The sequence below is a fragment of the Wolbachia endosymbiont (group A) of Pherbina coryleti genome, assembly GCF_964026875.1.
GTDB classification, from domain to species: Bacteria; Pseudomonadota; Alphaproteobacteria; order Rickettsiales; family Anaplasmataceae; genus Wolbachia; species Wolbachia pipientis.
This window is the reverse complement of record NZ_OZ034706.1, coordinates 1,332,526-1,357,417: the sequence shown is the minus strand read 5'-3', so window position 1 is coordinate 1,357,417 and position 24,892 is coordinate 1,332,526. Positions and strand designations below refer to the sequence as shown.

The 24,892-nt window shown below is 35.7% G+C and carries 17 protein-coding genes and 2 pseudogenes; 12 read left to right on the top strand and 7 right to left on the bottom strand.

Features of this window, described 5'->3' with window-relative positions:
* The first annotated feature begins 3 nt into the window (after positions 1 to 3).
* From AAGD87_RS06785 to AAGD87_RS06760, 6 genes are all read left to right on the top strand, one after another.
* Entirely contained in the window at positions 4 to 2,391 is a 2,388-nt protein-coding gene (locus AAGD87_RS06785; RefSeq protein WP_341817535.1) for a type IV secretion system protein, read from the top strand.
* Positions 2,388 to 5,354 carry a type IV secretion system protein gene (locus AAGD87_RS06780; RefSeq protein WP_341817534.1) on the top strand — a complete coding sequence of 989 codons (2,967 nt, stop codon included), beginning with the start codon at positions 2,388 to 2,390 and terminating at the stop codon, positions 5,352 to 5,354. The genes AAGD87_RS06785 and AAGD87_RS06780 overlap by 4 nt, the downstream gene beginning before the upstream one ends.
* 89 nt (positions 5,355 to 5,443) lie before the next feature.
* On the top strand, positions 5,444 to 9,199 hold the full coding sequence (locus AAGD87_RS06775) for a type IV secretion system protein (protein WP_341817533.1): 3,756 nt from the start codon (positions 5,444 to 5,446) through the stop codon (positions 9,197 to 9,199).
* Complete coding sequence (locus AAGD87_RS06770) at positions 9,189 to 9,821, top strand: hypothetical protein (RefSeq protein ID WP_010082417.1); 633 nt, start codon at positions 9,189 to 9,191, stop codon at positions 9,819 to 9,821. Before AAGD87_RS06775 ends, AAGD87_RS06770 begins: the two co-directional genes overlap by 11 nt.
* A gap of 122 nt (positions 9,822 to 9,943) precedes the next feature.
* Entirely contained in the window at positions 9,944 to 10,492 is a 549-nt protein-coding gene (rsmD, locus tag AAGD87_RS06765; protein ID WP_006280837.1) for a 16S rRNA (guanine(966)-N(2))-methyltransferase RsmD, read from the top strand.
* A 98-nt stretch (positions 10,493 to 10,590) separates the two neighbouring features.
* Complete coding sequence (locus AAGD87_RS06760; RefSeq protein WP_341817532.1) at positions 10,591 to 10,758, top strand: hypothetical protein; 168 nt, start codon at positions 10,591 to 10,593, stop codon at positions 10,756 to 10,758.
* A gap of 236 nt (positions 10,759 to 10,994) precedes the next feature.
* Here the strand turns inward: AAGD87_RS06760 and AAGD87_RS06755 are convergent, their stop codons facing one another.
* Together AAGD87_RS06755 and AAGD87_RS06750 are read right to left on the bottom strand one after the other, a co-directional pair.
* On the bottom strand, positions 10,995 to 11,585 hold the full coding sequence (locus AAGD87_RS06755) for a COQ9 family protein (RefSeq protein WP_010082414.1): 591 nt from the start codon (positions 11,583 to 11,585) through the stop codon (positions 10,995 to 10,997).
* A gap of 6 nt (positions 11,586 to 11,591) precedes the next feature.
* Positions 11,592 to 13,145, bottom strand: a complete 1,554-nt coding sequence (locus tag AAGD87_RS06750; protein WP_007549232.1) for a Mur ligase family protein — start codon at positions 13,143 to 13,145, stop codon at positions 11,592 to 11,594.
* 771 nt (positions 13,146 to 13,916) lie between these two features.
* On the opposite strand from AAGD87_RS06750, the gene AAGD87_RS06745 reads away from it, so the two are divergent.
* From AAGD87_RS06745 to AAGD87_RS06730, 4 genes are all read left to right on the top strand, one after another.
* Positions 13,917 to 14,039: a hypothetical protein gene (locus AAGD87_RS06745; RefSeq protein ID WP_341817531.1), complete on the top strand. Its 123-nt coding sequence runs from the start codon at positions 13,917 to 13,919 to the stop codon at positions 14,037 to 14,039.
* 96 nt (positions 14,040 to 14,135) lie between these two features.
* On the top strand, positions 14,136 to 14,498 hold the full coding sequence (locus AAGD87_RS06740) for a ferredoxin family 2Fe-2S iron-sulfur cluster binding protein (protein ID WP_077188202.1): 363 nt from the start codon (positions 14,136 to 14,138) through the stop codon (positions 14,496 to 14,498).
* The gene (locus tag AAGD87_RS06735) at positions 14,491 to 15,531 is read left to right on the top strand and encodes a hypothetical protein (protein ID WP_338481713.1); all 1,041 of its coding nucleotides are present in this window, start codon (positions 14,491 to 14,493) and stop codon (positions 15,529 to 15,531) included. The genes AAGD87_RS06740 and AAGD87_RS06735 overlap by 8 nt, the downstream gene beginning before the upstream one ends.
* Positions 15,515 to 15,901, top strand: a complete 387-nt coding sequence (locus tag AAGD87_RS06730; RefSeq protein ID WP_182309927.1) for a cytochrome c-type biogenesis protein CcmH — start codon at positions 15,515 to 15,517, stop codon at positions 15,899 to 15,901. The genes AAGD87_RS06735 and AAGD87_RS06730 overlap by 17 nt, the downstream gene beginning before the upstream one ends.
* Before the next feature lie 344 nt (positions 15,902 to 16,245).
* Here the strand turns inward: AAGD87_RS06730 and AAGD87_RS06725 are convergent, their stop codons facing one another.
* Positions 16,246 to 16,494: a transposase gene (locus AAGD87_RS06725; protein WP_182309100.1), complete on the bottom strand. Its 249-nt coding sequence runs from the start codon at positions 16,492 to 16,494 to the stop codon at positions 16,246 to 16,248.
* Between the two features lie 11 nt (positions 16,495 to 16,505).
* Positions 16,506 to 17,327: pseudogene (locus AAGD87_RS06720) on the bottom strand (IS982 family transposase).
* A 133-nt stretch (positions 17,328 to 17,460) separates the two neighbouring features.
* On the opposite strand from AAGD87_RS06720, the pseudogene AAGD87_RS06715 reads away from it, so the two are divergent.
* Together AAGD87_RS06715 and uvrB are read left to right on the top strand one after the other, a co-directional pair.
* Positions 17,461 to 17,733: pseudogene (locus AAGD87_RS06715) on the top strand (transposase); the annotation flags it as partial.
* Between the two features lie 395 nt (positions 17,734 to 18,128).
* Positions 18,129 to 20,036 (top strand): excinuclease ABC subunit UvrB, encoded by a 1,908-nt coding sequence (gene uvrB, locus AAGD87_RS06710; protein ID WP_341817530.1) that lies wholly within the window; start codon positions 18,129 to 18,131, stop codon positions 20,034 to 20,036.
* A 180-nt stretch (positions 20,037 to 20,216) separates the two neighbouring features.
* Here uvrB and AAGD87_RS06705 read toward each other — a convergent pair whose 3' ends face one another.
* The 3 genes from AAGD87_RS06705 to AAGD87_RS06695 form a co-directional block, all read right to left on the bottom strand.
* Entirely contained in the window at positions 20,217 to 23,009 is a 2,793-nt protein-coding gene (locus tag AAGD87_RS06705) for a hypothetical protein (protein WP_341817529.1), read from the bottom strand.
* Positions 23,010 to 23,053: 44 nt separating this feature from the next.
* Positions 23,054 to 23,251 (bottom strand): hypothetical protein, encoded by a 198-nt coding sequence (locus AAGD87_RS06700; RefSeq protein WP_264339090.1) that lies wholly within the window; start codon positions 23,249 to 23,251, stop codon positions 23,054 to 23,056.
* 272 nt (positions 23,252 to 23,523) lie between these two features.
* Entirely contained in the window at positions 23,524 to 24,624 is a 1,101-nt protein-coding gene (locus tag AAGD87_RS06695) for a hypothetical protein (RefSeq protein WP_341817528.1), read from the bottom strand.
* Positions 24,625 to 24,892 lie beyond the last annotated feature (268 nt).

Here is a 24,892-nt window from a genome sequence, read left to right as displayed (position 1 = left end):
TTTATGCTAAAATTTTTGCTGATAATACCGTTTTTTTTTCTGTCAGGCTGCGGGGAACATCACTGTATTAAGCCAGAAAATTTATCAGGTTTGCGTGAAAAACTAGATATAGTGTCAACAGAGCAGAAATGGGTTGATTCTGGTGTTAATATCTCAGATAGAATAAGAGTAACAGAGATTGATATAGTGCCTAGTAAGGTTAATTTTTGTCCTAAGCAGTATGCAGATTTTGCAATTGGGCCTGGGAGAAATGACGTTGCATTACCATTTGCACTTAAAAAAGGCGATACGATAAGCTTTAGTGTGATTGGAAGTAAAGTGTGTAAAGATAAAGAGAGTGAGACAAAAATCAGGTATTTGAAAATCGACGAAAAGTGTAGCGAGCAAGAAACGGAACATTTTGCACATGTTTTAAATCAAGAGAAATGCCAAGGTGGCAAGGATGGGATATGTCCTAATAAATATATAATAGGCGATGCGCAATGGTTGAGTGGAAGAGAGTACTGGTTTTCGAAGTTAGATCAAGATGAAAGAAAAAAGGAAATTGAAAATATTATTAACTCTATAAAACAAGGAGAGAATATAGATTGCAGCAAGCTTTCAGAGGGCAGTGCAAGTAAGATAGATACGCACATTTTAAATTCACTCTGTAGACGTATATGTAAATTTTCTTCTGGTCGTAGAGGCGAGGATTGCGTGTATATTGAATATAATAATATAGAAATTGAGCTATTCAATGCTTTAAATTCTAGTGGTGAATCTGTTGTTGCTGAAATTATTAGTAACGTATTAAAGGGAAAACAGGTAAAAACTGACATTACATTTCTAAAAGTTGGTATGGATAATGAAACTCTTGAACACATTCCAGGTGGTGGTTTATGTACTAGTTGTGATCATAAGATGGAGAATGACCATCAAATACCAAGTTTAACTTTTAGTCTATGTAGCAGAAATGACAAGAGCTGCTACAATACAAATGACAAAGGCGGGTTCAACATAAGAGTAACGAAGAACCATAGTCTGGAAAATAGCTTGTATATAAGTGTTTCCGATAAATTCCCTGAGCATAAGCCTGGTGAAAATCAAGCGGATATATCTGTAGATATCAGCAAAGTTCATGACATGGAAAACTTGAAAGGAAAATTAAAAGACAAAACAGGCACCATATATTACGGAATAAGAGACCATGGCTGCGATTACAAAAATGAAGGTCAGTTTAGCATTAACCTAACAACTCAAGAGCCACCTACAAAAACTTTTAGTGCAATATATAATTTCTTTGATGAAAAAGTGAAAACTGCATTTTTCGGCTCTAATTATAAAGACCCTAACGCAATTCACTCTGATACTAGTCCTGTAAAGTCTCTTTACGAAAGTTTTATAAAATCAAGCAGAACAAATACCATTAGATCTACTATAATATCACTATTAGTACTATATATAATCTTATATACTCTTTATTACTTTTTTGGATTAACTCATATTTCTATATATGAGTTTTTAATTATATGCGTAAAGATAGGAATCATCGCCCAGCTATTGCAGGATAATAGCTGGGACTTTTTTTATAACAACGCATTCTCTATATTTATTAACACTCCAAAACAACTAATAGAAATAGCAAATTTTAGAGGCACTACTTCAAATGTTTTTGAGTTTCTTGATTTGCCGCTCAATAGGTTCTTGTCATCGCATTCAGTATTGTTAATAGTATCTCTTATATTTTCTGGCCCTTTGGGCATTGTATCTTTTTGCTTGGTGATTTGGGGTTTAATCACAGTGAGCTTATCTATTTTTAATGCCTTATTTTCTTTTATTACATCTATAGCAATAGTTGCGTTATTACTTTCTTTAGCACCTATTTTTATTATTTGTCTTTTATTTGCGTATACTAGGCAGATGTTTCAAAACTGGGTTAAAAATTTAGCAAGATTTGCAATTCATCCAGTGGTCCTTTTAATTTTTATATCACTGATAAGTCAGGTTATGGATTATATTGTGTATTCAGTATTTGATTTTGAGGTCTGCTCTACATGTATACTTAATATTAACCTAAAGATTTTTAACCCTTGTATTTTTTATGGTTATGCTTCCAAATATACACCTAATATTACCGCTATGATGGCTTTTGTTATTTTGGGACACGCTATGAAAGCTTTAGTTGAAGCTTCTTCGGCAATATCTGACTCGTTGTTTGGTGCTTATGTAGCAAGCGAACCTGGAAGACAGTATCAACAAAGCTTAATGGGAACAGTAGGGTTAGATGAACAAAGCGTTCAAAGAAGAGAAAGAGGAGATGCCTCTCAACAATCAGGTACGTCAAGACCTCAAATACCACAAGGGACTCAAAGGTCAACGCCTCAGATACCACAACCAGGAAGACAGCAATGATAAGTAAAAGATCACTATTATTGATACTGTGTCTTGCAATCACTGGTTGTAATATGGATTGTGTCGAGCCTGGGTTGCAGAGCAAAAACACCAGCGTTAATGTGGATGTTCCAGTTCGTAAAGCCGATAAAATTCATTGGGTTGATTCTGGTCAGGTAATTAGTCAGGGTGAGAAAATCAAATTCACCCTCGATGGATCAGTAAATTTTTGCCCTTTTAAAGAAGACAAAAATCCAAGGAAAGTACTTGTGCCAGCTAGCTTTTGTGCTGATGGCTCAGAACCAAATTATAGTAAGGCTGCGGATATTAATAGTGTACCTAACAATTATGGTGTTAATGAAAGTAAAAACGAACTATGTGGTGGCAAAGGATTTGGCAGCAATAGACGTTATGTGGACACTGGAATTAAAGTAAATCCTGGTGACAAGTTAAGCTTCAGCTTAGTTCCCAGAAAAATAACAATTGATTACGACAATCCAGAAGGGAAAGGCATCAATTTTGATGACAATTGTTATAAAGCTGTAGAAAATGATCGTAAGGAAACTGTATATAAGAAAGCTACAGTGAGTGAAGTACATCAGGGGGGAGAGTTTTTTTGTGATGGTAAAGATGGTACAAAAAATAAAATACAATTTTTACCTCTTGATAAAACAAAAGCAAAGGAAAGCAAAGTGCTAGTTGGCAATGGGTATACCCCATATGATAATAAGGTGCATTTTAATAAAGGTTATATTCAAGACAACGAACCATGGGTATATGGTTCACTACTTGATTTACGCAGCGCTAAAATAGGATTGAACGAGTTATGTGATGGAAAAAACTGTAGTCTTGATGAGAGAAAAAAGTACTCCTCCTATGAGCTTAACTGTTACCATCAAAATATATGCTATACTGAGAAGGGTATATGGAACTATGGTTTAGGTCAAGCAGGAGAACGGAACTGTGTCTCCTCTATAAGGTATAAGAAGTACGATAAAGGAAATAAATGTGATATGTATTCTTATCTAGAAAAAATGGAAGGGAATGTTAAAGCAGGTAGTTTTACTGAAGATGATAAATCTTGGGCTGAGGCTCTTGTTGCAAAAATTGGTGATCCTGATGATAAAAATACCGCTAAAGGTATTCAATGTCTTCCAAAGAAAGAGGGTGCAAAAGGGGATAATATGTGTTCGCAAATTGGCGATAACAATAAATTCGAGGATTTTTCTCTGGAATTGAACAATGATTATCCAGTAAATGACGAGGTAACGCCCGGTAGCAGTGTGATGCTTGCCATTGCAGATTATGGTCACTATGGAGCTAATAGAGGTGGGTACCATGTTAAAGTGACTAGATCGTGTGAATATATCAATGGCAAAAAACTGTATGTGTATTTGGGTGATAACCCTCCAGGGGATCCATCTGCTCCAAAGACTAATGATTTCAAAAAAGTAGAGAACTTAGATAAAACAAAGGATAAGGTATATTATATAATAGATGGAGGTCTTTTAACAGATGAATGCAAAGACAAAAAACCTATAACAGATGAATGCAAACCTAAGAAGATATATTTCGGTATCAATGTAAGCAACGTAGAGAAAGATGACATTACGGACAAAAATGGCAAATATTACGAAAACAATAAGTATAGTGTAACTTTATTTGTCAAAAGAAAAATTAATGATTTTATTTCATCGAATATAAACAAGATATTTGATTTTATGAAAAAAGAAGTAATTGGTGACAGCGTTAAAGATTCATACAAAGGATATATAAAAGGTCTTCTTCAGGGAGTAAGAGCTTTGCTTACTCTATACGTTATATTTACTGTCATTGGCTATATGCTTGGAACAATACAGCTAAGTAAATTTGATTTCATTGTAAGGATGTTCAAGATAGCATTTATAGCTTTTGCCTTTAGCGATAGAAGCTGGGAACTCTTTGGTACAACTTTATCCAGACTTTTTGTAGATGGTAGCATTTATTTAGTTGATAGTTTTTCTGGCTATGTAGGAGAAGGGGAGAGAAAATTTGCATTCTTAGACTTGACAGCAGGAGTATTATTCACAGCAGAAACTTGGTTAAAGTTTTTATCATTGATGCTCTCTGGTCCTTTTGGCTTTATTGCATTTTGGGTAATATTCTGCGCTACTTATGCGTTTTTAAAATGCATTATTAGCGCTACGTTTAAATATGTAATATCTACTGTTCTAGTGGCGTTTTTACTGTCATTAACACCTTTATTTATCGTATTTATTCTATTTCAAAAGACTAAACCCTTGTTTGATAATTGGATAAAAACGTTGGCTCATGTTTCATTAGAACCAGTCATTTTATTTTCATTTTTATCTCTTTTAAATCAGTTGATGTATTCAGTTTTATATAACCTCACAAATTTTTCTGCATGCTATCAATGTTTAATTAGCGTAAATTTCTTATCGTATGATCTGTGCTTGATGAAATCAATACTGCCTCTTGGATACAGTCCTGGCACTAGCGTTGATGTTGCACTCAGTACCGGAGAAAGGGCTGGTGGACACTTTGCAGCATTACCTATAGACCTAATCCAGGCGTTTATATACCTCATTATTGCCGGTGCAATGGAAGCTTTTGTTTCTATATCGGAAACTATGGTACAAACACTATTTAGCTCTGGTTATGGAGTTACTGGCGGTGTTGGTACAGTTGCTAAGAGCGCATCGCAAGCTATGCTGTCAACCGTTGGCCTTGATGATAAGACCCAAAGTATGATACAGAGTATCAAGCAGAAAATGAGTAAAGATCGGGGAAAAATTGAGGCTAAATTACCTAACACACCAAAGCAACCAGACAAAAAAGAAGATTCTAAAGGAAGTTCTGATAAAACAACGAGTGATAGACCTAAAACATTAAAACAATCAGATCAGCAAAAAAATTCTGATGAAACAATAAGAAGTGATCCTAGTGCTAAAGCTAAAAACAAGGAAGAAAATGGAGAGGAGTAAGATATGAATGATGTTATGGAGTAACTAATTAAAAAGATATTTTAAGTAAAGTTTTAGAAATTTATTCTGTATTTGGAAAAAGTTTAGATATGCAATCACGTTTAGGCAAATGTTGGTTTAGGGTATTACTTCTTGCAGCTTATGTGCTGATCACAGGTTGTAGTAAGAACGATATGCCTTTTCCAAGGTGCATATCTGCTGACTATTTTGGTCCTGAACCTATTGCAGTAAGCGCTCATTTTTCAAGCGATCATGATGCTTTTATTCCAGAAGGTGAAGATGAAAGCGTTATTGATCCTGACACTGGTGAAATTAATTCTGGTTTTCACCATAACCAAGTGGTGAAGTGGAAAGATACTGGATTAGAAACCAATGGAGATAGCTTAATAGTGCGAGTAAATGGTGCATGGACATCTTGGAGTAATAATAACAAGAAGGAATCTAAAAAAGGCAGTTATACCTTACAAAGCTTGGAGCAGTTAAAATATGCAACTAAATTTGAAGGTAAACAAAGTGATAATAGTTTACCTAATTTTCACTTAGTTTGTAATGATTATAAACCTAGCATACAAAAATTTTCAAGTAAGTCTGATACAAGTTGCACTGTAAATTGCAAGTGCATTAATGAAGATGATAGCGCAAATACAGTATCACGTGGTGCTCCATGTTGGTTTACCAATGGTCATGGTGCTTATCTTTTGTTTCAAACGGGGAAAGATGATCCTAACGAAAATCTAAAGTTAATGCGCGATCCTCAATATCCTACTGTACATCTAGGTTACAACTCCGTGGCAGAAAATGGGAGCGGTCTTTTTACTTTAGACAGAGATAGCACTAAATTAAAAGACAGAAATTGTAACCCGGTGAAATTAAAAAAGGGATGGAAAATATATGTAAAAATATTAGATAGATATTACTTAGATAATGTAGGTGGCTACTCTTTTGAGTTCTTAAGTGGAGTGCAGCAGCCAAGTAGTTTTGGGTTTTTTGATTACATTTATAACTATCTAAAATGTGTATTATTGATTAACGAAAATTGCAAAGAACATTTTAATAGCAATGATCCTGCAGTTGCACAAGCTATGTTCGAAAATATAGCTGAAAAAAGTACGAGCTTTCACAATTTTGTTCTTTCCTTGCTTGTTCTATTTGTAATGATTTCATCGCTTCTTTATCTTTTTGGCATGATACGAGAAACTAAGCATGATATGCTCATCAGAATGATGAAAATCACTCTAGTAATAGTGCTTATATCTCCTGGAAGTTTTAGATTTTTCTATGATCATTTTCTTGTTTTATTCGTTAAAGGTCTTGAACAATTAATAAGTGTAATTACTAACTTTGCTCCCAACATGAACACCGGAAGTATTGCTCAAGGAGATGAAGCTAAGTTGTTTAGCTTCATGGAGGACATGTTCAATAAATTTTTTGCTTATTCTGTTTGGAAAAAGTTTGCAGCGTTTTTACATTACCAAATGTGGGCAAGCCTTCTTATGATACCGGCAATTTTCATAGGGATTGTGCTATACTTCTTGCTGTGCTTATATGCTTACATAATATTTCTCTCTGGTTTTATGGGTATAGCTTTTCTTATAGCCATTATGCCACTGTTTCTAATTTCTATTTTATTTTCACCGCTGAAAAGTCTATTTGAAGGTTGGATAAAATTCTGCATCAGCTTTTGTTTACAGTCGATTATGATATTTGCTCTCTTGTCATTACTGGCTTCCATTATAATGAATACCTTTTATAGGCAGTTAGGTTTTACTGTATGCTACAATAAATGGTTTGAGGTAAGGTTATGTGCTCCAAAATGGGTGTTTGGTGGTTTTTGTATCGTTGATAAGCAGTACTTTGGTTGGACCCCAGGGCAAATTTTTGTACCTTACACTCTTGGAGAAGCTTCTTCTCTTAACATAGATAAAAGTATAGAAGGTATAGAAAAGATAAGCAGAGAAGGTGGTACAATAAAATTTACTGGAGGCGCTGGATATATCCCGCTTCCACCGGATTACCCTAAAGATAAAAATGGTGAACATATAAAAGGGTTTCGTTATATAGATTATCCTTTCTTTAATCCAATGCCTGGAACTAAAGATAATCCAGCAGACCACTATATTGCAGAAAGTGATATGGTAGTTAGTAATGGCTGCAGTGCAAAAGATCTAGTACGCTTAACAAATAGTTTATCCCATGCATCAGAGAGGGCTGACATTATATTACTGATCAACAATATAGAGAAAAGGATAGGTGATGTTAGTGAAATAATAAAACGCTACTGTCAAGATATAAATAAATGCAATAGTTATAGGGAAATAATTAATGAAATAAGATCTTTAGTGCGGAGTGCGGTAGAAAAACAAGGTTGTAGAATACTGAAACTTCATGATTTATATAAGGATCCCAACAGTGAATACTGTCAGAAATGTAAAGATTGTGAGGATTGCAAAAATTATCAAGAAAATAGCGATTACCAAAGGGTGCAAGACATACAGAGAGGTTATTTAATCAATGCAGGGGAAATCTTTATACTATTCTTGCTTTCATTTTTAATGTTCTCCTTACGCACGTTCGTACAACAAATGGGCTCAAGTATCGCTGGTGGTGGATTCAGCGTTTACAATATATCTAGTATGTATCAGGCATCGCCTTTGACTGGCATAATGGAAGGATTCAAACAGCAGTGGCAAAATTTTGCTGGTAGAGGACTTGAGTCTTTAGGCAGTTGGGCTACTCATTTACCGGATAGATTAGCCGGAGGTGCAGCTAATCTGCTGGGGAGAGTACCAAGAGTTGGAGGAGTGCTGAAATACGCTATTGATGTGCCACGTAAATTTGTAGGTGCTACTATTGAAGCAACAAAATTTGCAACATCACCTAAAAATGACGTTGATAAACTTGAGGAAAAGATCTACAGGGCATTTGGAGTTGATAAAGAAGATATTGTGCATAGAAGAATTGATAGATATTTAGAATATTACAAAGGGTATGTAGGATCACATTTGGGCTATACAATAGAAGATGCTATGAAGTTTACTTGGGAGCATGGCCTTGATTCTATAGGAGTTAGCCGCCGTACAGGAGAAAAAGATGGTTATCCAAATAACTTACTTTTTAGAGCAAAATCGCATAGGCAAGATTTCTTGAATAAGCTTCATGATGACACCATAGGCCGTAAGAGAGAACCAGAAAAAGACAATCCTGATCAATCAAATAAGGTAGAACGAGAGTTAGGCACGGAACTAGTAAGAGATAACCATGATCAGCCACTAGAAGAAGGCGACCCTCTTCGACTACGAGGGGGAAGTCAGCCAGATAAGGTAGTACGAGAACTAAGCACAGAACAAGAAGACAAGCCTAATCAACTACAGTATGATCAGCCAACAGAAGAAGATAAGCCTGATCAATCAAATGAAGTGACACGAAATTTAGGCACGGAACCAAAAGGTTCAGATGAAATTGATGATTTTGGATCTGCTTTTGAAGGTATGGAAAAACGTGCTGAAAGAGAAGGCAGAAGAAATCAAGATAAAGTTTACAACCTCTCACCACTTTTTGAAATGAACACTCCAGAAGCTGTAGAAAAACGTGCTGAAAGAGCTAGAAGAAAAGAAGAAAGAGATCGAAAAGACGAAGTTTATAATCTTAAGCCTTTATTTAAAGAACCAAAAAATCCAGAAGAGTACGTTAAGGCACTTTTTGAAATGAATACCCAGGAAGCTATAAAAAAACGTGCTGAAAGAGAGGAAAAAAGAAATCGAGAAGACAGTAAAAGGAAATTACCGGAACCAATGAGGAAACCAGATGCAAAAGGAGATGAGAAGAGGATTGAAGATGAAGACTAATAAAAATTTCAAAGGCCTTGATTATTATAAATTGCAGCAAGACAAAGATGGCAACATAAAGTTAAATGACTACGACGACATTTTAAATGCGCGTAGGGCAAGGGTAGACTTGTTGCGGGATAACACATCACTTGACAAGGATGTCAATTTTGCTAAATTGAATAAAGCTTTGAGTGAGAAATTTGTAGATAATCATAGTTTATTGTCTGAATTTGATAAGGAAGACAAAGAGATTGTACAAGAAAGGATTAAGGTGTTTAGTATTTTAGAAAGTCTTGAAGACCTTAAAAGCGTGAAAAGTGAAGATCTGTTAGAGGTTAGCTTACTGCTGTCAGATCTTAGCTTCATAGAGAGAAATGTTGTACTAAATACCGATCAGAATTCTGATCTAGCAGGATTTAAAAACCTATTTATTGAAAAAAAAGCATCTGGTGAAGAGTATAGTGAAGAAGAATGTAGAGGCTTTCTTGATAATATAGATAAAATCAATACTATAATTAAGTTAGAGTTAGAAAGCAGAATTGAAGGGCTAAATCATGATGAAAAAAATGATCATGATGATTTACAAGATGAGATTGGTCAAGCAATTAATGCAGCAGGCAAATCAGAAAAAGATAACTGATGAGTCTTGTGTTTGTGTTTTTCTTACAAGCGACTCGATAGATTCTCTCTATTAAACTGCTAAAGCCATATTGACATTAATCATATAGTATAAATAATTAATTATTTTGGAGCTTATTTAATATGCTACGCATCATTGCAGGCAAATATCGCGGAAGAAAAATAACTACAGGTAAGCATTTAGCTGCACGGCCAACTATGAGTATTGTCCGAGAAGCAATATTTAATATGCTTTCCTCAAGAAAACCTATTTATAACTTGAATGTACTTGATTTATTCTGTGGTAGTGGTTCTTTTTCATTTGAAGCGCTTTCTCGCGGCGCTAAACATGCATTTATGGTAGATTCAGATTATTACAATTTGCAATTGCCTAAAAAAACAGCAAAAGATTTTGGAATTACGGACAATGTTACGCTAATTTGCTGCAGTGCTAACTGCTTACCACAACCTATTTCAAAATGTGACATAGTTTTTATAGACCCACCTTACAATAGCAATCTAGTTGAATCAACGTTGAATGGACTAGCTCACTCAGGCTGGTTAAGTGATGATGCATTGATAATTCTAGAGATTAGGAAAAACGAAGATTTTGAGTGCAATAAAAACTTCAGTATAATCTTGGAACGCACCTACGGTATAGCGAGAATAATTTTTCTTTCTCTATTAACTTGAACTTGCATATACTTTTCATTGATGAGTTCCAGTTCTATTTTCGTCAAGTTTCCGGAGAAATTATAGCTCTTTTTACAATAATCCGAACAGATCATAATATGCTACTGCTCTACCATAGCCATAAGCACATATCTTATCCTATTCGGACTATTGCGAGAAGTGCTATACTTATTCTGTACTGCCCTAGATCAAAATTTTTATTAAATTCAGAGTCTATTAAATATTCATGTGCTTCTTCAATAAATTTATTTTCTTTTTCTTCGTAACTGGTGTATTTTGTTGTATAGCTCTTTTTACAATAATCCGAACAGACCGTAATATGCTACTGGCCTGCTATAGCCATAAACACATATCTTATCGCATTCGGACTATTATAAGAAAGGCTATACCATTATTATCCTCACGATAAACTAAATGTTCTTTATGATCAGCATGAATATTTTTATTTTCACAAACCTTTTCAGGATCGTGCTCAAGTACTTTTCTACCAACAATCAATAGCTTATAAGAAATTTCCTATGATTCCTTTTAAGCGAGTTTTGAATTTTTGAAATGTCATGACATTGTTGATACGGTTATCAAGAAACGATAAAGTATCCACAAAATCTTCTGAATAATCATTGATAAAAAAAAGTATCGTACTTAAGTACACTCCAGCTAATATTGCTCTTTTTGTATAGTAGTTAAAATCTGTTGATTGGTCATGAATGCCATACCAAATCGCACTAATAGTTCTGTATAAAAGTTTACTAGAAAAATATGTATTTTTTGGTGATACGGAGAATGATAAAACATTTTTTAAAAGTTCTCTATAATTCGGTAGCTTAGCATAGTTTGAAAGGTGTATTTGAATAGCTAACTTTACTCGCTCTCGCACTTTCATATCTTCTAAATTAGAATTTCTTAATTCAGCTTCCATTGAGCTATTTAAGTCCTCTGCTATGTGCTCCAAAGCGCTATATATTCCATTCTGAAATTTGCAAAAGCTATTAGCTAGATTAAGGTCAGTGCACACCTTTAATAGGGTTTCATCGCTTATCCCTTCAAATGGAATAACCCTAATTAGCTTATCTATTATTAACTTTTGTTCCACGCAACATCATACTAAACAGCATGTGTGATTGTACCTGAGATTTTCAAACATTCTACAAAATGCTTCACCACGTTCCTCGAAATTTTTCCATTGATCAAAAGAAGCACACGCGGGAGAAAGTAATATTGTTACTTCTTCTGCGCTATTTAAGGCCTCTTCAAAAGCCAATCTGAATGCATCTTCTAGATTGCAACATTTAACATAATCTACTTTATTCTCCATAACATTTGCAAAAGCTTCGGTTGATTCTCCAATAAGAAAAGCTTTTCTAACCCTTGTAAAATGCTTGCTTAATGATTCTATTCCACCTTTTTTGCTTCTTCCACCAGCGATCCAATTTATGTTTTCATAAGATAAGATCGCCTTTTCGCTCGATTTTGCATTAGTTGCTTTGCTATCGTTCACGAAAAACACATTTCTTATTTTGCCAAGCAGTTCATTCCTATGCCTCAGTCCTGAAAAGGACTTGATTCCATTGATAATAGTGTTGCTATCTACTCCAAGTACCTTACATACGGCATATGTGGCTGCTATGTTTTCTGCGTTGGATATTAGGTTTATTTTCACGTCGCTTACTGATAAGCTATGATTCTCTAGTTTTAACGAGATCTTCTGGATCCCAGTGCCCCTTTTGTCATCCAAGTAGCTGACACTGGGATCCAGATAATTTCGATCTATACCAGTAATCTGTTCACTATAATCAAGCAAATTGTTACCTGCCAATGATATTAGATCTCTTGCACCACCCTCTGTCATCTGAGTAGTTGGCAATGGTTTTTCTTTTCTGGATTCCAGCGTCACGCGCTGGAATGACATCGGGGAATATGTTACTGAGATTGGAATTTTGTCTCCAGTGAATTTGTTGAATATATCAGCAGTAATCTCATTGTCACATCCTATTACGGCAACCTCACTACCGTTTATCAGTTTTAATTTAGTTGCTATGTAGTTCTCCATACTTCCATGCCTATCTATGTGATCTGGTGTAATATTGAGCAGTGCTGAAATGTCCACGTTAATTTCATTCATCAACTCCAATTGAAAAGAGGAGAGTTCGATTACATAAATTTCTGCATCTCTTTCTAGATCCAAAACAGGAACGCCTAAATTTCCACCAATAGCTACTTTTTTCCCTGCAGATTTTAATATGTGCCCTATTAGTGATGTAGTGGTTGATTTACCATTTGTTCCTGTGACGCCTATTACCTTCTGGTTCGTAGTTTTAGCTTCAAGAAATAGCTCAATGTCTGATTTTATTTTGCAATCAAATCTCCTTGCAAGTTTTACTATCCAATGTGGCTCTGTTGGCACTCCAGGGCTTAAAACCAATGCACTGATCTCATGCCAATTGTATTCCTTGGGATGAATAAAATTACATTTTTTATACATCATTTTTGCATTTGCTATTTGCTCTTCATGATCATCCCATGCATATATTCTTGCACCACTCTTTGTTAGAGCGTTAATGGCGGATAAACCAGTTTTACCAAGACCAAAAACCGCGACGTTTTGATTTTTATATTTGTTTAGTTGCACTGCTAGATAACTTATGCGAACCATTTTATAAAGATATCGTACAAATTACAACAGACTTCTTTCGTAGGTTACAACTGTCATTCAATAGAAACAAAAAACTTCCTTGACAAACTCCGCCAGCCCCCTTATCATGAAACTGAAGCTATTTATTTATCTTCGCAATCTGTGCAGGTTAATGACAAAAAACTTAGGGTATTTGGCGTCTCATGTTTAATTTTTCGCACTACGTGCATCGCATGTCTTTAAAAATTTCTGGGTTTTTACCTATATAAGCCGAAACGCGCTTACAAAGCGTTTAAGACAGCAAAAAACGTCAAATTGACAAGGGAGAATTTGAATGCTAGCTACTACGGGGTTTCTTTGCCTTTTTTCCTGCTTAGTAAATTTCTTAAACACTTGCGGTGTAGGTTAGTTGCAAGTTAAAAGCAGCTAAATCGCTCTTAATCAAGCGTTTTAGAATAAAAAAACGCCGATATTTTAGTACATGGTAAATAGCCAACCACCACGGGGTTTCTTTTGCCTTTTTTTTCATTTGGTAAATTTCTTAATATTTATGGCTAAACGACAATCGTCATCCCGCTGCTTGTTAGCGGGATCTCTTGTTAGCGGCTGAGATACCGCGAATGAATCGCGGTATGACGGTTCGCGGCGGTATGACGGTTCGCGACGGCGTGACGATAAGCTCGTTATCCCGCTGCTTGTTAGCGGCTAAGAGATACCGCGGCAGTATGACGGTTAAGTGGGGTGTCATCCCAGTGTCAGCTACTCGGATGACAGGAGAAGGAGGCTACTTGCATGACACCATTCTTTTTTCTGGATCCAAGTAATCAGGGCACTGGGATGACAAGAAGAGGGCACTGCTGTCATAAAGGAACCAGTGTCAGCTACTCGGATGACAACAAAGAGCTACTTGGATAACAAGAAATATAGGCACTGGAATTGCAAAGAGTTTGCAAATATTAGTTATTACCTGTAGGATATAGAGAAATTAGTAAGGATTTTAATAGGAATAATATGCCATCTGTTACTTTTATTTTACCTGATGGGAGTAAGAAAAGCTATGAAGCTGCAGAGGGAGAAACTCTGCTCAATTTAGCCCACAGAAGTGATCCAGATCTGCTTGAAGGTGCATGTGAAGGTTCTCTTGCTTGCTCTACATGCCATGTAATTGTTGATCCAAAGTTTTATAATGCTGTAGAAATACATAACCCTATATCTGATGAGGAAAATGATATGTTAGACCTAGCTTTCGGCTTAACAGAGACGTCGAGGCTTGGATGCCAAATAAAAATCACAAAAGATATCGACGGCTTGTGTGTAACCATACCAAGGGGTACAAGAAACATATCATTAGATAAACAGGGGAATCATGCGTAAGATTTTTATCTATATTATCGTCTCTTTACTTTTGTTTATTCCTGTAGCGTATAGTGGTTTTTGGTATTTTTCTGCATGTAAGGTAAAAAATCTTTTAGCTGAAACAATACTATACATTAACGACGAAAAATTTGATATTTCACATGATTTTAGTGGATTTCCTTCTAACCTAATTTTCCGTGTGACAAACCCAAAATTTTCCAATGAGCAATTAACCATCTCATCTGATGCTTTATTGATAAAAAATAGATTGTTTGATAAATCAGTATATATCTACATACCAAGCAATGAAGTCAATATTGCTGTTCATGGTGATGAGAAAAAGAATATAAAATGCCACACAAACGATAGCAGCCGCTTTGTTGTTAGACTAAACGATTTACCATCTTCATTGCGATTCAACAAAAATAGTACCGTGATAGACTATATAGATACACTTCGTTACGAAGATTATGGATTAAAATGTGATGTTTCAGAAAATCAGCAAAGTGTTATAACTGAAGTGAATGATAAAAGTAATTACATTCAATTTTACCTCGATAAAGAACTGAGTGGAAATGCTAAGCTAGGATTTGATTTGTATACTTATCGGTATAAAAATACTGCAAGTCCTGAAAGTTACCTTAGTATCGACACTAAATTTGATTATGAATTTGTAAACGACATCTCAGCTTCCAGAATTAATTTCAATATAGAGAAATTTTTGATTCAAAGTAATAATTTTTCTTTTGCTGCAGATGGTGGGGTAAACAATTACAACTTAGTTACATATTCATTTAAAGACAAAATCAACGTGGCTATATCAAATTATAAAGAATTAATCGCGTTTATGATTGGTGACTCAAAAACTTCAGATGCGTTCGAAAAATTAGTACCTTCCTTATCAGAAAAAACAACTGATAATGGCATTCAATTTTCAATAAAGTACGATGATGATGTAGGGTCAAGCTTTATTGGAAAGTTATCCATCACTGATTTTATGAACCAACTCAGTAAAATAATCCAATTAACCAAGAATGAGAATAGTAATTAGCTTACTTTTCATATTGATATTCCACTCAGGCGTAAACGCTTTTACTCTGGATAATAAACTCAGAGATAAAAGCATGGAAAAACGAGCAACCAGTTTATTTGAAATAATAAGGTGTCCAATATGTTCTGGCGAATCATTGTCTGAATCTGGATCTCAGATCGCGTATGATATGCGAGAAGCAATTCGTAAAAAAATCAATGATGGATACACAGATGAAGAGATAATCTCAGAGTTAAAAAATTCTTACGGCAATTCAATTATAATCGTACCACCTATAAAATCTAGCACTTACATTTTGTGGTTTATTCCACTTACAACTCTGCTTATTGGGTGTTTTTTAATACAAAGATACATCAATACAACCACTTAAACCTTTTATATATAGCTAAAGTGACTTAGGTTCTCTAATTGCACATAAGTCAACAATAATTTTCACACAAATCAAAACAGCATATCTTCTCCATAATCCTTGGTAATTTTACATAAGTTAAAAGTAGCATATGGTTCTCTCCGCGGTCTGAGATGACAATAAATTTGTCAAGCCGCATCATACTTGTTAGGCGGAAGTGGACGGCAACATGTTTACCACGAAGTCTAACTAAGTTCTTGCTTGTCCCTTCCATCGGCATTGCTATCTTTATTTTCAATAAAATTATTGTCCTATGCTCTTTTGATGTTTATTGATAATAAAATTCTGTTTTATCAACCAACATCCTATGCATAATTACAGCTAATTTTCTTGCTACTGCTACAATTGCTTTTTTCATTCCTTTTTTCTTCGCAACCCCAGTTTTTTAATTTAAATGTCCTCTTGGTAACTGTAAGCATTGTTTGTGCAGCTTCATATAACATACTTCTACATTCCGCTGGTCCCATCTTTGATATGCTGCCATGCCGATCAACTTCTCCAGAAGAATATTGCCTTGGTGTCAACCCTATATACCCCAGTTGCGGATTAGCCAACGAAGTAAAGCTTAGAAATGCAGCGGCTGTATGGAATATGAAACAAGCGTAGAAAAAATGTGTACCAAAAAATTTATCGGTGATCTGTGGCGAGTATGCTCAATCTCAAATTTGTTTTTCAGAGAGCCAAAAACTGTCTCAATAATCGATCTTTTTCTTAACAAAATCTTCTCATTTAGCGCCATTAATGAGTTTTTCATACCCTTTTTTATACTGGTTACAAGCTTTAACCCTCTATCGAATAATTCGTGAAAAAGATCTTTTTTGATATATCCTTTATCTCCAAACAATAATCCAGTCAATTTCTTAGTTAAATTTGGCACAGGTATCAACGTTGCCTTTTATCACCGTAACCCCTTGAATTTCGCCAGTTTCATTGATTACTAGATGTACCGAAAAACCACCCATAAGTAGTCTTTCCAATCTTTGCCAACCCTTTGAAAACTTTGTTTCTCGAGGTCCTTTTTGGATGGCAAACAGCGATAGATGTTGCATCTATGTACGAAATCCCTGTCACTTTTGACTGTTCGCAAAACCATTGCATTAAGAGCGCTAAATACCATAAAACCCGCGATTTTAACCTGATAAACCTACTATAGGATGGCAATTTTGGAAACGCTGATTCGTATAATAATTTCAAATAATGCACATAGAAAATTTTAAAATTGTCGCACTTGATATAGCAATATTATGGTAAAAATCTCTGAATGCGTAATCTCTGGCGTCCTGGTTGGTTTTTTGCCACTTGGTAGAAGTTTTTCTGCAAAATTTTCATCGACTGTATTGCAAAAATCATCGACTATACAAAAGATTTCTGTTACTTTCTCTTTCATTGGTAACCTCCTATTTTAGGAATGAATATCAAATACCTTGGAGTTTACCCTATTTCCTTACCTTTTCTATTTTTTCTAATTTACAACTGGGGTTAGCAGTGCTGTGAGAATGGTTGAAAGCGCAAAAGAAAACCTCTCGGAAGTTAAAAATATACTGGTCGATGCAGGTTATACAGGAGAAAATTTTGCAACTCAAATAAAAACGATTATTGGAGCAACTGTAGAAGTAATAAAACGAAGTGAATTACATTCCTTTGCTGTATTGCCACAAAGATGGGTTGTAGAGCGATCTTTCGCTTGGTTAGAAAAATGCAGACGATTGTGGAAAAATTGCGAGCGAAAACTTAACACTAGCCTACAAATGGTCGTTCTTTCCTTCATTTCTCTTCTATTGAGAAGATTTTAAACAGGTTCTAAATCTTTATTTTAAAAATGTCATATTGACCACCGGTACCTGAAAATACTATTCCAATTGATCAGAGCTATCCATTTCCTTAATTTTTGTAACGTTGTCATAGGAGTACTATAACTTTAGTATCAACTATGTTTTATTGTTTTTGCATCTAAAAAAATTTAGCTTATTCAAGCAGCATTTTGCCTTTTTTTGGATGTAGGGATTTTTTAGGAATTGTCTTCTTGAATTCTATGGTATTTTGTTTAACATTGAAACAAGATTCCAGTGTCAGCTACTTGCATGACATTGTTGGTTAATGTTTTATGGCTTTACGATAGCTATACAACTTATCTTAAAAGCAATATAGTGTTTACTATACAATGAATCAAAGATAGTAAGTAAAGTCTATGGAATTTCAAATCGCTACACATTTTCAACCGGCTGGGGATCAACCACAGGCAATCGATAGCTTAATTGCAGGGCTAAATAGCAATAAAAGAGATCAGGTTTTGCTTGGAGTTACTGGTTCTGGGAAAACTTTTACTATGGCAAATGTTATTGCAAGGACAAACAGGCCTGCATTAATTATGGCACACAATAAAACTTTAGCAGGACAGCTTTATGAGGAAATGAAAGGATTGTTTCCCCATAATGCTGTTGAATACTTCATTTCTTATTATGATTATTATCAACCTGAAGCCTATTTACCACAAACTGATACTTATATCGAAAAAGATTCTGCAATTAACGAAAGAATTGAGATGCTGCGTTATTCCACCGTCTGCTCCCTTTTGGAGCGCAGGGATACGATCGTAGTTGCCAGTGTTTCCTGCATATACGGTCTTGGTTCGCCTGAGAGCTACCGCAGCATGATCATACCGCTTAGTGTTGGAAATAAAATTCGTATTAATGATTTCCTGAGCAACTTAACTGATCTTCAATACAAGCGCTCTGATGCCAGGTTTGAGAGAGGATATTTCAGAGTGCGCGGCGATATTATTGATATATTTCCTTCCCATTATGAAAATAAAGCTTGGCGTTTATCGTTATTTGGCGATGAAATAGAAGAAATTTCTGAAGTTGATGCTATAACGGGCAATGTTACCAAAGGCGTAAATAAAATCACCATTTTTCCAAATAGCTATTACATAACCCCGCGTGAGGCTTTGTTGCAGGCAATTGAACTAGTCAAAAAAGAGCTGCATGAACGCTTGGATTATTACTACTCGCAAAACAAGATTGTTGAAGCAAAGCGCCTCGAGCAACGCACTAATTTTGATATCGAAATGATGAGAACAACAGGAATATGTAAAGGTATTGAAAATTATTCGCGTTATCTCTATGGAATGGAAGCTGGGGATCCACCACCTACTTTGTTTGAATATTTACCCAAAGACGTAATTTTATTTGTTGATGAGAGTCATGTCACCGTTCCTCAGGTTGGTGCGATGTACAGTGGTAATGAGGCGCGTAAAAAGAAATTGATTGACTATGGCTTCAGGCTCCCTTCCGCTTTTGATAATCGTCCATTAAAATTTGAAGAGTGGGAGGGAGTTAGGCCGCAGACTGTTTACATTTCAGCCACTCCCGGAAAGTATGAGTTGGCAAAGACCAGTAATGTATTTATAGAGCAAGTTATCCGTCCAACAGGGCTTACGGACCCAATCTGCATTGTAAAACCAATAGAGAGTCAAATTGATGATGTAATTCATGAGGCACAAGTGACAATAGGGAAGGGATTTTGTGTTTTAATCACTACATTGACGAAAAAAATGGCTGAAAATTTAGCTGAATATATGAGTGAATTGAATATGAGAGTGAGTTATTTGCATTCTGATATTGCTGCGCTGGAGAGAATAGAAATTATATACAAATTGAGATCTAAAGAAATCGATGTTTTAGTAGGTGTTAACTTGCTGAGGGAAGGTCTTGATATTCCAGAGTGTGGGTTGGTTGCAATTTTGGATGCTGATAAAGAAGGATTTTTGCGATCGGAAACTTCATTAATTCAAACGATTGGTCGTGCTGCACGTAATGCTGAAGGTAGAGTAATTTTGTATGCAGATAAAATCACTGGTTCTTTAGATCGTGCATTGAGAGAGACCGAAAGAAGAAGAAAAAAACAAGAAGAACATAATATATTGCACAATATTATCCCGAAGACTATAATAAAACCTATATCAAACACCTTACAGGAGAGGGCAATAGCAGAACCGAAAGTAAATACTAATAAGGATGATTTGAGAAAGCAAATGATAGAGCATGCTAAAAATTTGGAGTTTGAAGAAGCAGCAAGAATAAAAAAATTATTGTAAGGTTAAGTAATATATGATGCTATGGGCATAGCATGAAAGTGTAAATAATTTTATTGATATCTTTATATTAATACTTTTTAAACATTTAGTACCATGCAATACTTACAATGGACAAGAAAAACCAACACCAGTGCTCTCAGGGTCAGCTAATAAAACACTTAGGTGGCTGAGAGCAGTGGATTAGGTACGACTGTTAACTTTTTTCTCCTGCAAGTATTGCTCGATCTTAGTAGCATCCATTTTAGTTCTAACAGTGGAAGTACTGGAGTTCGATGAGACTGACGACCTACCACTAGCTTCTAGTTCATCTTCATCACTTCCAGTATCACTAGTCGATTTTTGTGAAGACGATCCTGAATAACAACCACTATCTGCAAAACTTGTAGAAGCGTTACCACCAACTTTTTGTAAATCTGAGAGTAGTTGCTTCTCCTCTTTCTCAGGAGAAGAAAGGAGTAAGTCTAGCTTCTCTTTCCCACCAGGAGTATACAGCAAGTATTTTAACTGTGCATCCTCAAGAGAGTTGGAATCTAGTTTCTTCTGCAGCTTAGGACAAAGAAATGGGCGTAGTTCCTTCTTCTCGTCATTAGTAAGAGGTTTTTCTTGAGGAGAAGCCACTTTTGAGAGTGAAGAATTACGGTGAAGCCATTTTGCTAATTTGTCACGAAATGAACGGTGTGACATATTTTTAGGTTCTACACGAGAATAAATAAGTAAGGATATTATATTGCCTGCCTCAGGAGAGAAAGGTTTTAATATTCGCTCTCCCTCAGGAGACAAAAGTAAGGGTAGTTTCTCTTTCCCTTTAGGAGAAAGAACTAAAGGTATCAGCTTTTGCCCCTCAGGAGAAGGTGAAAACAGTAGCTCTTTTCCCTTAAGAGAAAAAAGTGAATGCAGTTGTTGTTTATTCTCAGAAGAAAGAAGCGAGCATAGTTGCTTACTCCTCTCAATAGAAAAAAGAAAGTCTAGTAGGTTTTCCTGTTCACAAGGATCAGAAATCGAGGATAACTGCTTTCCCGCCTCAGAAGAAAGAAGTGAGGGTAGTTGCTTCTTCCCTTCAGAAGAAGAAAAATAATCTAGAAAACACAAAAAAGCTTTTACTGTTTCATTACTAGCACAAGTAGAAAAACCCGCAAGTGGCAGTGACTGTGGCCGCTTATTGTCTACGGGAGGATTTAGATCTTTCCTTGATTCAGATATCCCTGGAACAGTACTAGTAGTGATAGAAGAATTCGACTGTGGCCGCTCAAGCGACTCGAAACCACTATCTTTAGAAATTTTAGAATTACGGTCCCCGGGCACATTTGGCTTGCTTACGGCATCTTGTGGCAAGGGTTCTGGAATACCACCATTCGTTTTAGAACGTAATGCTCGTATTTTTGGTCTATTGAGAAATCCGCCATCATCTGGTTCAGTAACAGGAGAAGTCACTCCTGAGGGTGGATTACTTAAAGATGGTTTTTTACTTACAGAACCCTCAGGAGTACTTGCACTTGAATACACCGAATCACGTTCTTGCTTTTGTGGCTTCGCTTTAGAACACTCATCACTACTTTTTCGATCACTTTCATCAGTAACTTGCTGTTTTTCAGATTCCTCATTAGAAACCTCAAGATTTAAGAATGTTGAACTATCCCATGCTCTAAGAGAAGGAATCGATGATGATCCACAGGTCAAAGATAGCTGTAATTGACCACAAGTGGATTGACTTGGACCTATTTCTCCGGAAGATAGCTGTGATTGACCACAAGTGGATTGACTTGAATCTATTTCCTCCGGCACCAACTGAAACAGCCCCCTTTTTCCTCCCTCTCTTTCTGATCCTTGCCTGGGAGGCCTCTCTAACCCTTCATCACGACTTCGCTTGGGAAACTCCTGTGTCTGTGATGCTTCAGCTAATAGCGTTCGAGGAAGCTCAGGGTCAATGGCCAGTTCATGGTCTTTGTTGATTACAGAGTTTTTTATTATTTTGGTTATCACACAGTGAGAAATTTCTTTATTAGAAAAGTCTATACCGTATATTCCTCTACTACCAAATACTGGTAGGTGTTTTGGTGAAGTGTAACTTTCAATATTATTTAACACAACCATACCAAAGCTACTATTAATACTATCTACTTCTTCTTTGGTTAAAAATCTATAATAGTTATCATAACTTACAATAGGAACTAAAATTGAATCCTCATTATTTCCTGAATAAGAAGTATGAAAGACATAATAAAGAGGAGGGCATGCTTTACGAATGAAGCCAGTTATTAAATACTTAATCTTCTCAATAGCTGGATCATCTGAGCTAGAAGTTTGAAGATCACGTCCTATCAAACATGCTTGACTTTCTTCTATCTCATTAATGAACTTAGTTTTATCAAAGAGGCTTTTCTTTATATATACACAATTGTCCTTGACTTTCAAGAAATCATCAGTTCTTTTAGGACTATTTTTATAACCTTTTACTGTCGCTGAGAATGACTCTATAAAATACTCTTGTAACCTTTTATCATAGAAACGCATACAATATAGATAAGATTTCCTGTCAAAGCTTTCATCAGATGTATACTCTTCTACATGTTCTAAACCAAAATTTCTTCCCATAGCACCTGTGATGTCTCTCGCAAGCCCATTAGCTAGCAAACATTTTAGATTGAAAACTATACTTTGACCTATCGGCACTGAAAATCTATACTTTCCATTACTATCTACCAATTGGCTCCGATTGAAATTAAAAGGAAAAGATTTCATATCAAAAGATAAACTAGCAGTACTTTCATTTCCACAGAATGTTTCTACTATCCTTCCTTTCATATTGTCTAAATACTTCATGCATTGATCAGCATCCATACTTTTATCAAATGAGATAACAATATGATCCTTGTTACGTAAACCTCGATGTACATTTTGTACTTTTAGATTAGTATTAATAATATTGTTATAACAAACACTAATATTAAATGCCTTTACTAATGCTTGATTCATTTCACTCGCACTAAATATAATACCCTCCCTACTTTTAATATACCTTAAAATCTTGAACTGCCTTGACCACTACTTTTACTTTTATTGGATTCATCCCTTCTTTTCCTCTCTTCATCTTCACGCTTAAACCTTTCACCAAAATTCTCTAGCTTTTTCTGATCTAATTTAGTTATATCAACTCTCCCTCCTCCTGGTGCAGTATTATCAAATTGCCTTTTGCCTGAGCCATTATTACTATGCATATTAACCTCCAGTAAAAATATTATGTAACTAGTATACTAAAAATAAAATTAAGTGCAAGCACTTTTTTATATTTTTTTTTAAAAAATTTTATTCACTCTTTTTCATAAAATTCAGTTTTCTAGATTCCAGCGTCACGCGCTGGAATGACACCTGTATTTCTCTTTGCCATCAATCCCTACTCTTTAATGTCATACCAGTACCTCTTTTTCTTGTCATCCCAGTGCCCAGACACTGGGATCCAGTCTTTTTTGTCATCTAAAGCTAACACTAGCTATCCCCTCGATGGTGCTTTTTCTGGTGCCTTTCCTATTGAATCCACATGATTATTAACTTTTACATCATCAATCAATCTTTTTGGTGGTTGAGCAGTGCTAGCATTAGACTTTCCATTAGAAGCTTGTTCTTGCTGATTGTCAGATGGAATATTCCGTTGATTATTATTACTCAAATTTATCCTTCTTGACTGTGTACTATCGAGTTTAAACTTTCCACCTCTTTTTTGCTGATCTCTCTTCGGCGTCTGCCCTGTAGGTTCCGGTGGACACACCTCTTTCTTCGGTCCCTCCGGCTTCGCTTTTTTCTCTTCTTCCACTTTTGGTTTTGTTTCTTTTACCTCGCGGATCTCCTCCTTTATAACCTCTTTAAGTATTAGTTCTTTCATAGGTTTTGGTAAAAGATCAAGCTCTGGTTTGCTCAGAGGGACTGGCCTTACAAATCCGGGTGAAATTTCAAAAAGGAAAACTGGCACTTTAGGCTTTTCTCTTTCGTCTAACTTGATTTCTACGTTTTCGCAAACTTCTTTATTTTCTTCCTTTAATGATGTTTTTTCTGCTTTTTTATCTTCTTTTTCTGTAGATGCCTCTACCGCAGCCGCCAACTCAACTCCAAACATCTCTGCGAACATTGTAACAATCCATCCGACAACGGCCATTTGTAACCTGAGTTTCAGATCTTGCAATGCAGTTAATCTTTCTAACGCCCTTGCAAACTCTTCTTCTGATAACTCACCACTGCCTAATTTCTCCTGCAATTCTTTTATCTCTTTGTCCAACCTCTGATTGAAACTTAAATCGCGTGCAAAAATCTTCTTGATTAACTCCTTAAGCTTGTCACGCATAAATTTAATTATCGAAAGAAGCCAATTTTTTTCTTTCTTCTCCTTGAGCATTTGGTAGATTTTCGGATCATCTACATCTACTTCAAAAAGGGTAAAGAGAGATTCAAAGAAATTCCAGAAATCTCCGAGTACTCTTCCTTTTTCACCAGTGAAGTAATCCTCATCATCACCTTCTCCGATATGTAGCTCTGCTTGAGATGATATTTCATCGATACAACTAGAATCCTGACGCTCACACTCGAGCCTCCTGAGCAAATCTTGTCTGGTGAGCTCCTCTACGCACTGCCTCTATTGCTCTGATATAGCTAAAGTGACTTACGATAATTTGAAAAACAAAAATTCGTCATTCCGCTACTTGTTAGCGGAATCTATACCGCGAATGAATCGCGGTATGACGTAGGACTGCTGTCATCCCAGTGCGTGACACTGGGATCTCGTTCCTTAACTTTATAGTGTAAATTATTTCAAATTGTGTCTAGCTGCAAGTATAATAATTTCCATTTATAGATAAAGTATGTTGCAA

Excerpts from the sequence above, each read along its gene's own strand:
- AAGD87_RS06785 (WP_341817535.1), top strand. The coding sequence starts at position 4 with ATGCTAAAATTTTTGCTGATAATACCGTTTTTTTTTCTGTCAGGCTGC.
- AAGD87_RS06780 (WP_341817534.1), top strand. The coding sequence starts at position 2,388 with ATGATAAGTAAAAGATCACTATTATTGATACTGTGTCTTGCAATCACT.
- AAGD87_RS06775 (WP_341817533.1), top strand. The coding sequence starts at position 5,444 with ATGCAATCACGTTTAGGCAAATGTTGGTTTAGGGTATTACTTCTTGCA.
- AAGD87_RS06770 (WP_010082417.1), top strand. The coding sequence starts at position 9,189 with ATGAAGACTAATAAAAATTTCAAAGGCCTTGATTATTATAAATTGCAG.
- rsmD (WP_006280837.1), top strand. The coding sequence starts at position 9,944 with ATGCTACGCATCATTGCAGGCAAATATCGCGGAAGAAAAATAACTACA.
- AAGD87_RS06760 (WP_341817532.1), top strand. The coding sequence starts at position 10,591 with ATGCTACTGCTCTACCATAGCCATAAGCACATATCTTATCCTATTCGG.
- AAGD87_RS06750 (WP_007549232.1), bottom strand. The coding sequence starts at position 13,145 with ATGGTTCGCATAAGTTATCTAGCAGTGCAACTAAACAAATATAAAAAT.
- AAGD87_RS06745 (WP_341817531.1), top strand. The coding sequence starts at position 13,917 with ATGACACCATTCTTTTTTCTGGATCCAAGTAATCAGGGCACTGGGATG.
- AAGD87_RS06740 (WP_077188202.1), top strand. The coding sequence starts at position 14,136 with ATGCCATCTGTTACTTTTATTTTACCTGATGGGAGTAAGAAAAGCTAT.
- AAGD87_RS06735 (WP_338481713.1), top strand. The coding sequence starts at position 14,491 with ATGCGTAAGATTTTTATCTATATTATCGTCTCTTTACTTTTGTTTATT.
- AAGD87_RS06730 (WP_182309927.1), top strand. The coding sequence starts at position 15,515 with ATGAGAATAGTAATTAGCTTACTTTTCATATTGATATTCCACTCAGGC.
- uvrB (WP_341817530.1), top strand. The coding sequence starts at position 18,129 with ATGGAATTTCAAATCGCTACACATTTTCAACCGGCTGGGGATCAACCA.
- AAGD87_RS06705 (WP_341817529.1), bottom strand. The coding sequence starts at position 23,009 with ATGAATCAAGCATTAGTAAAGGCATTTAATATTAGTGTTTGTTATAAC.
- AAGD87_RS06700 (WP_264339090.1), bottom strand. The coding sequence starts at position 23,251 with ATGCATAGTAATAATGGCTCAGGCAAAAGGCAATTTGATAATACTGCA.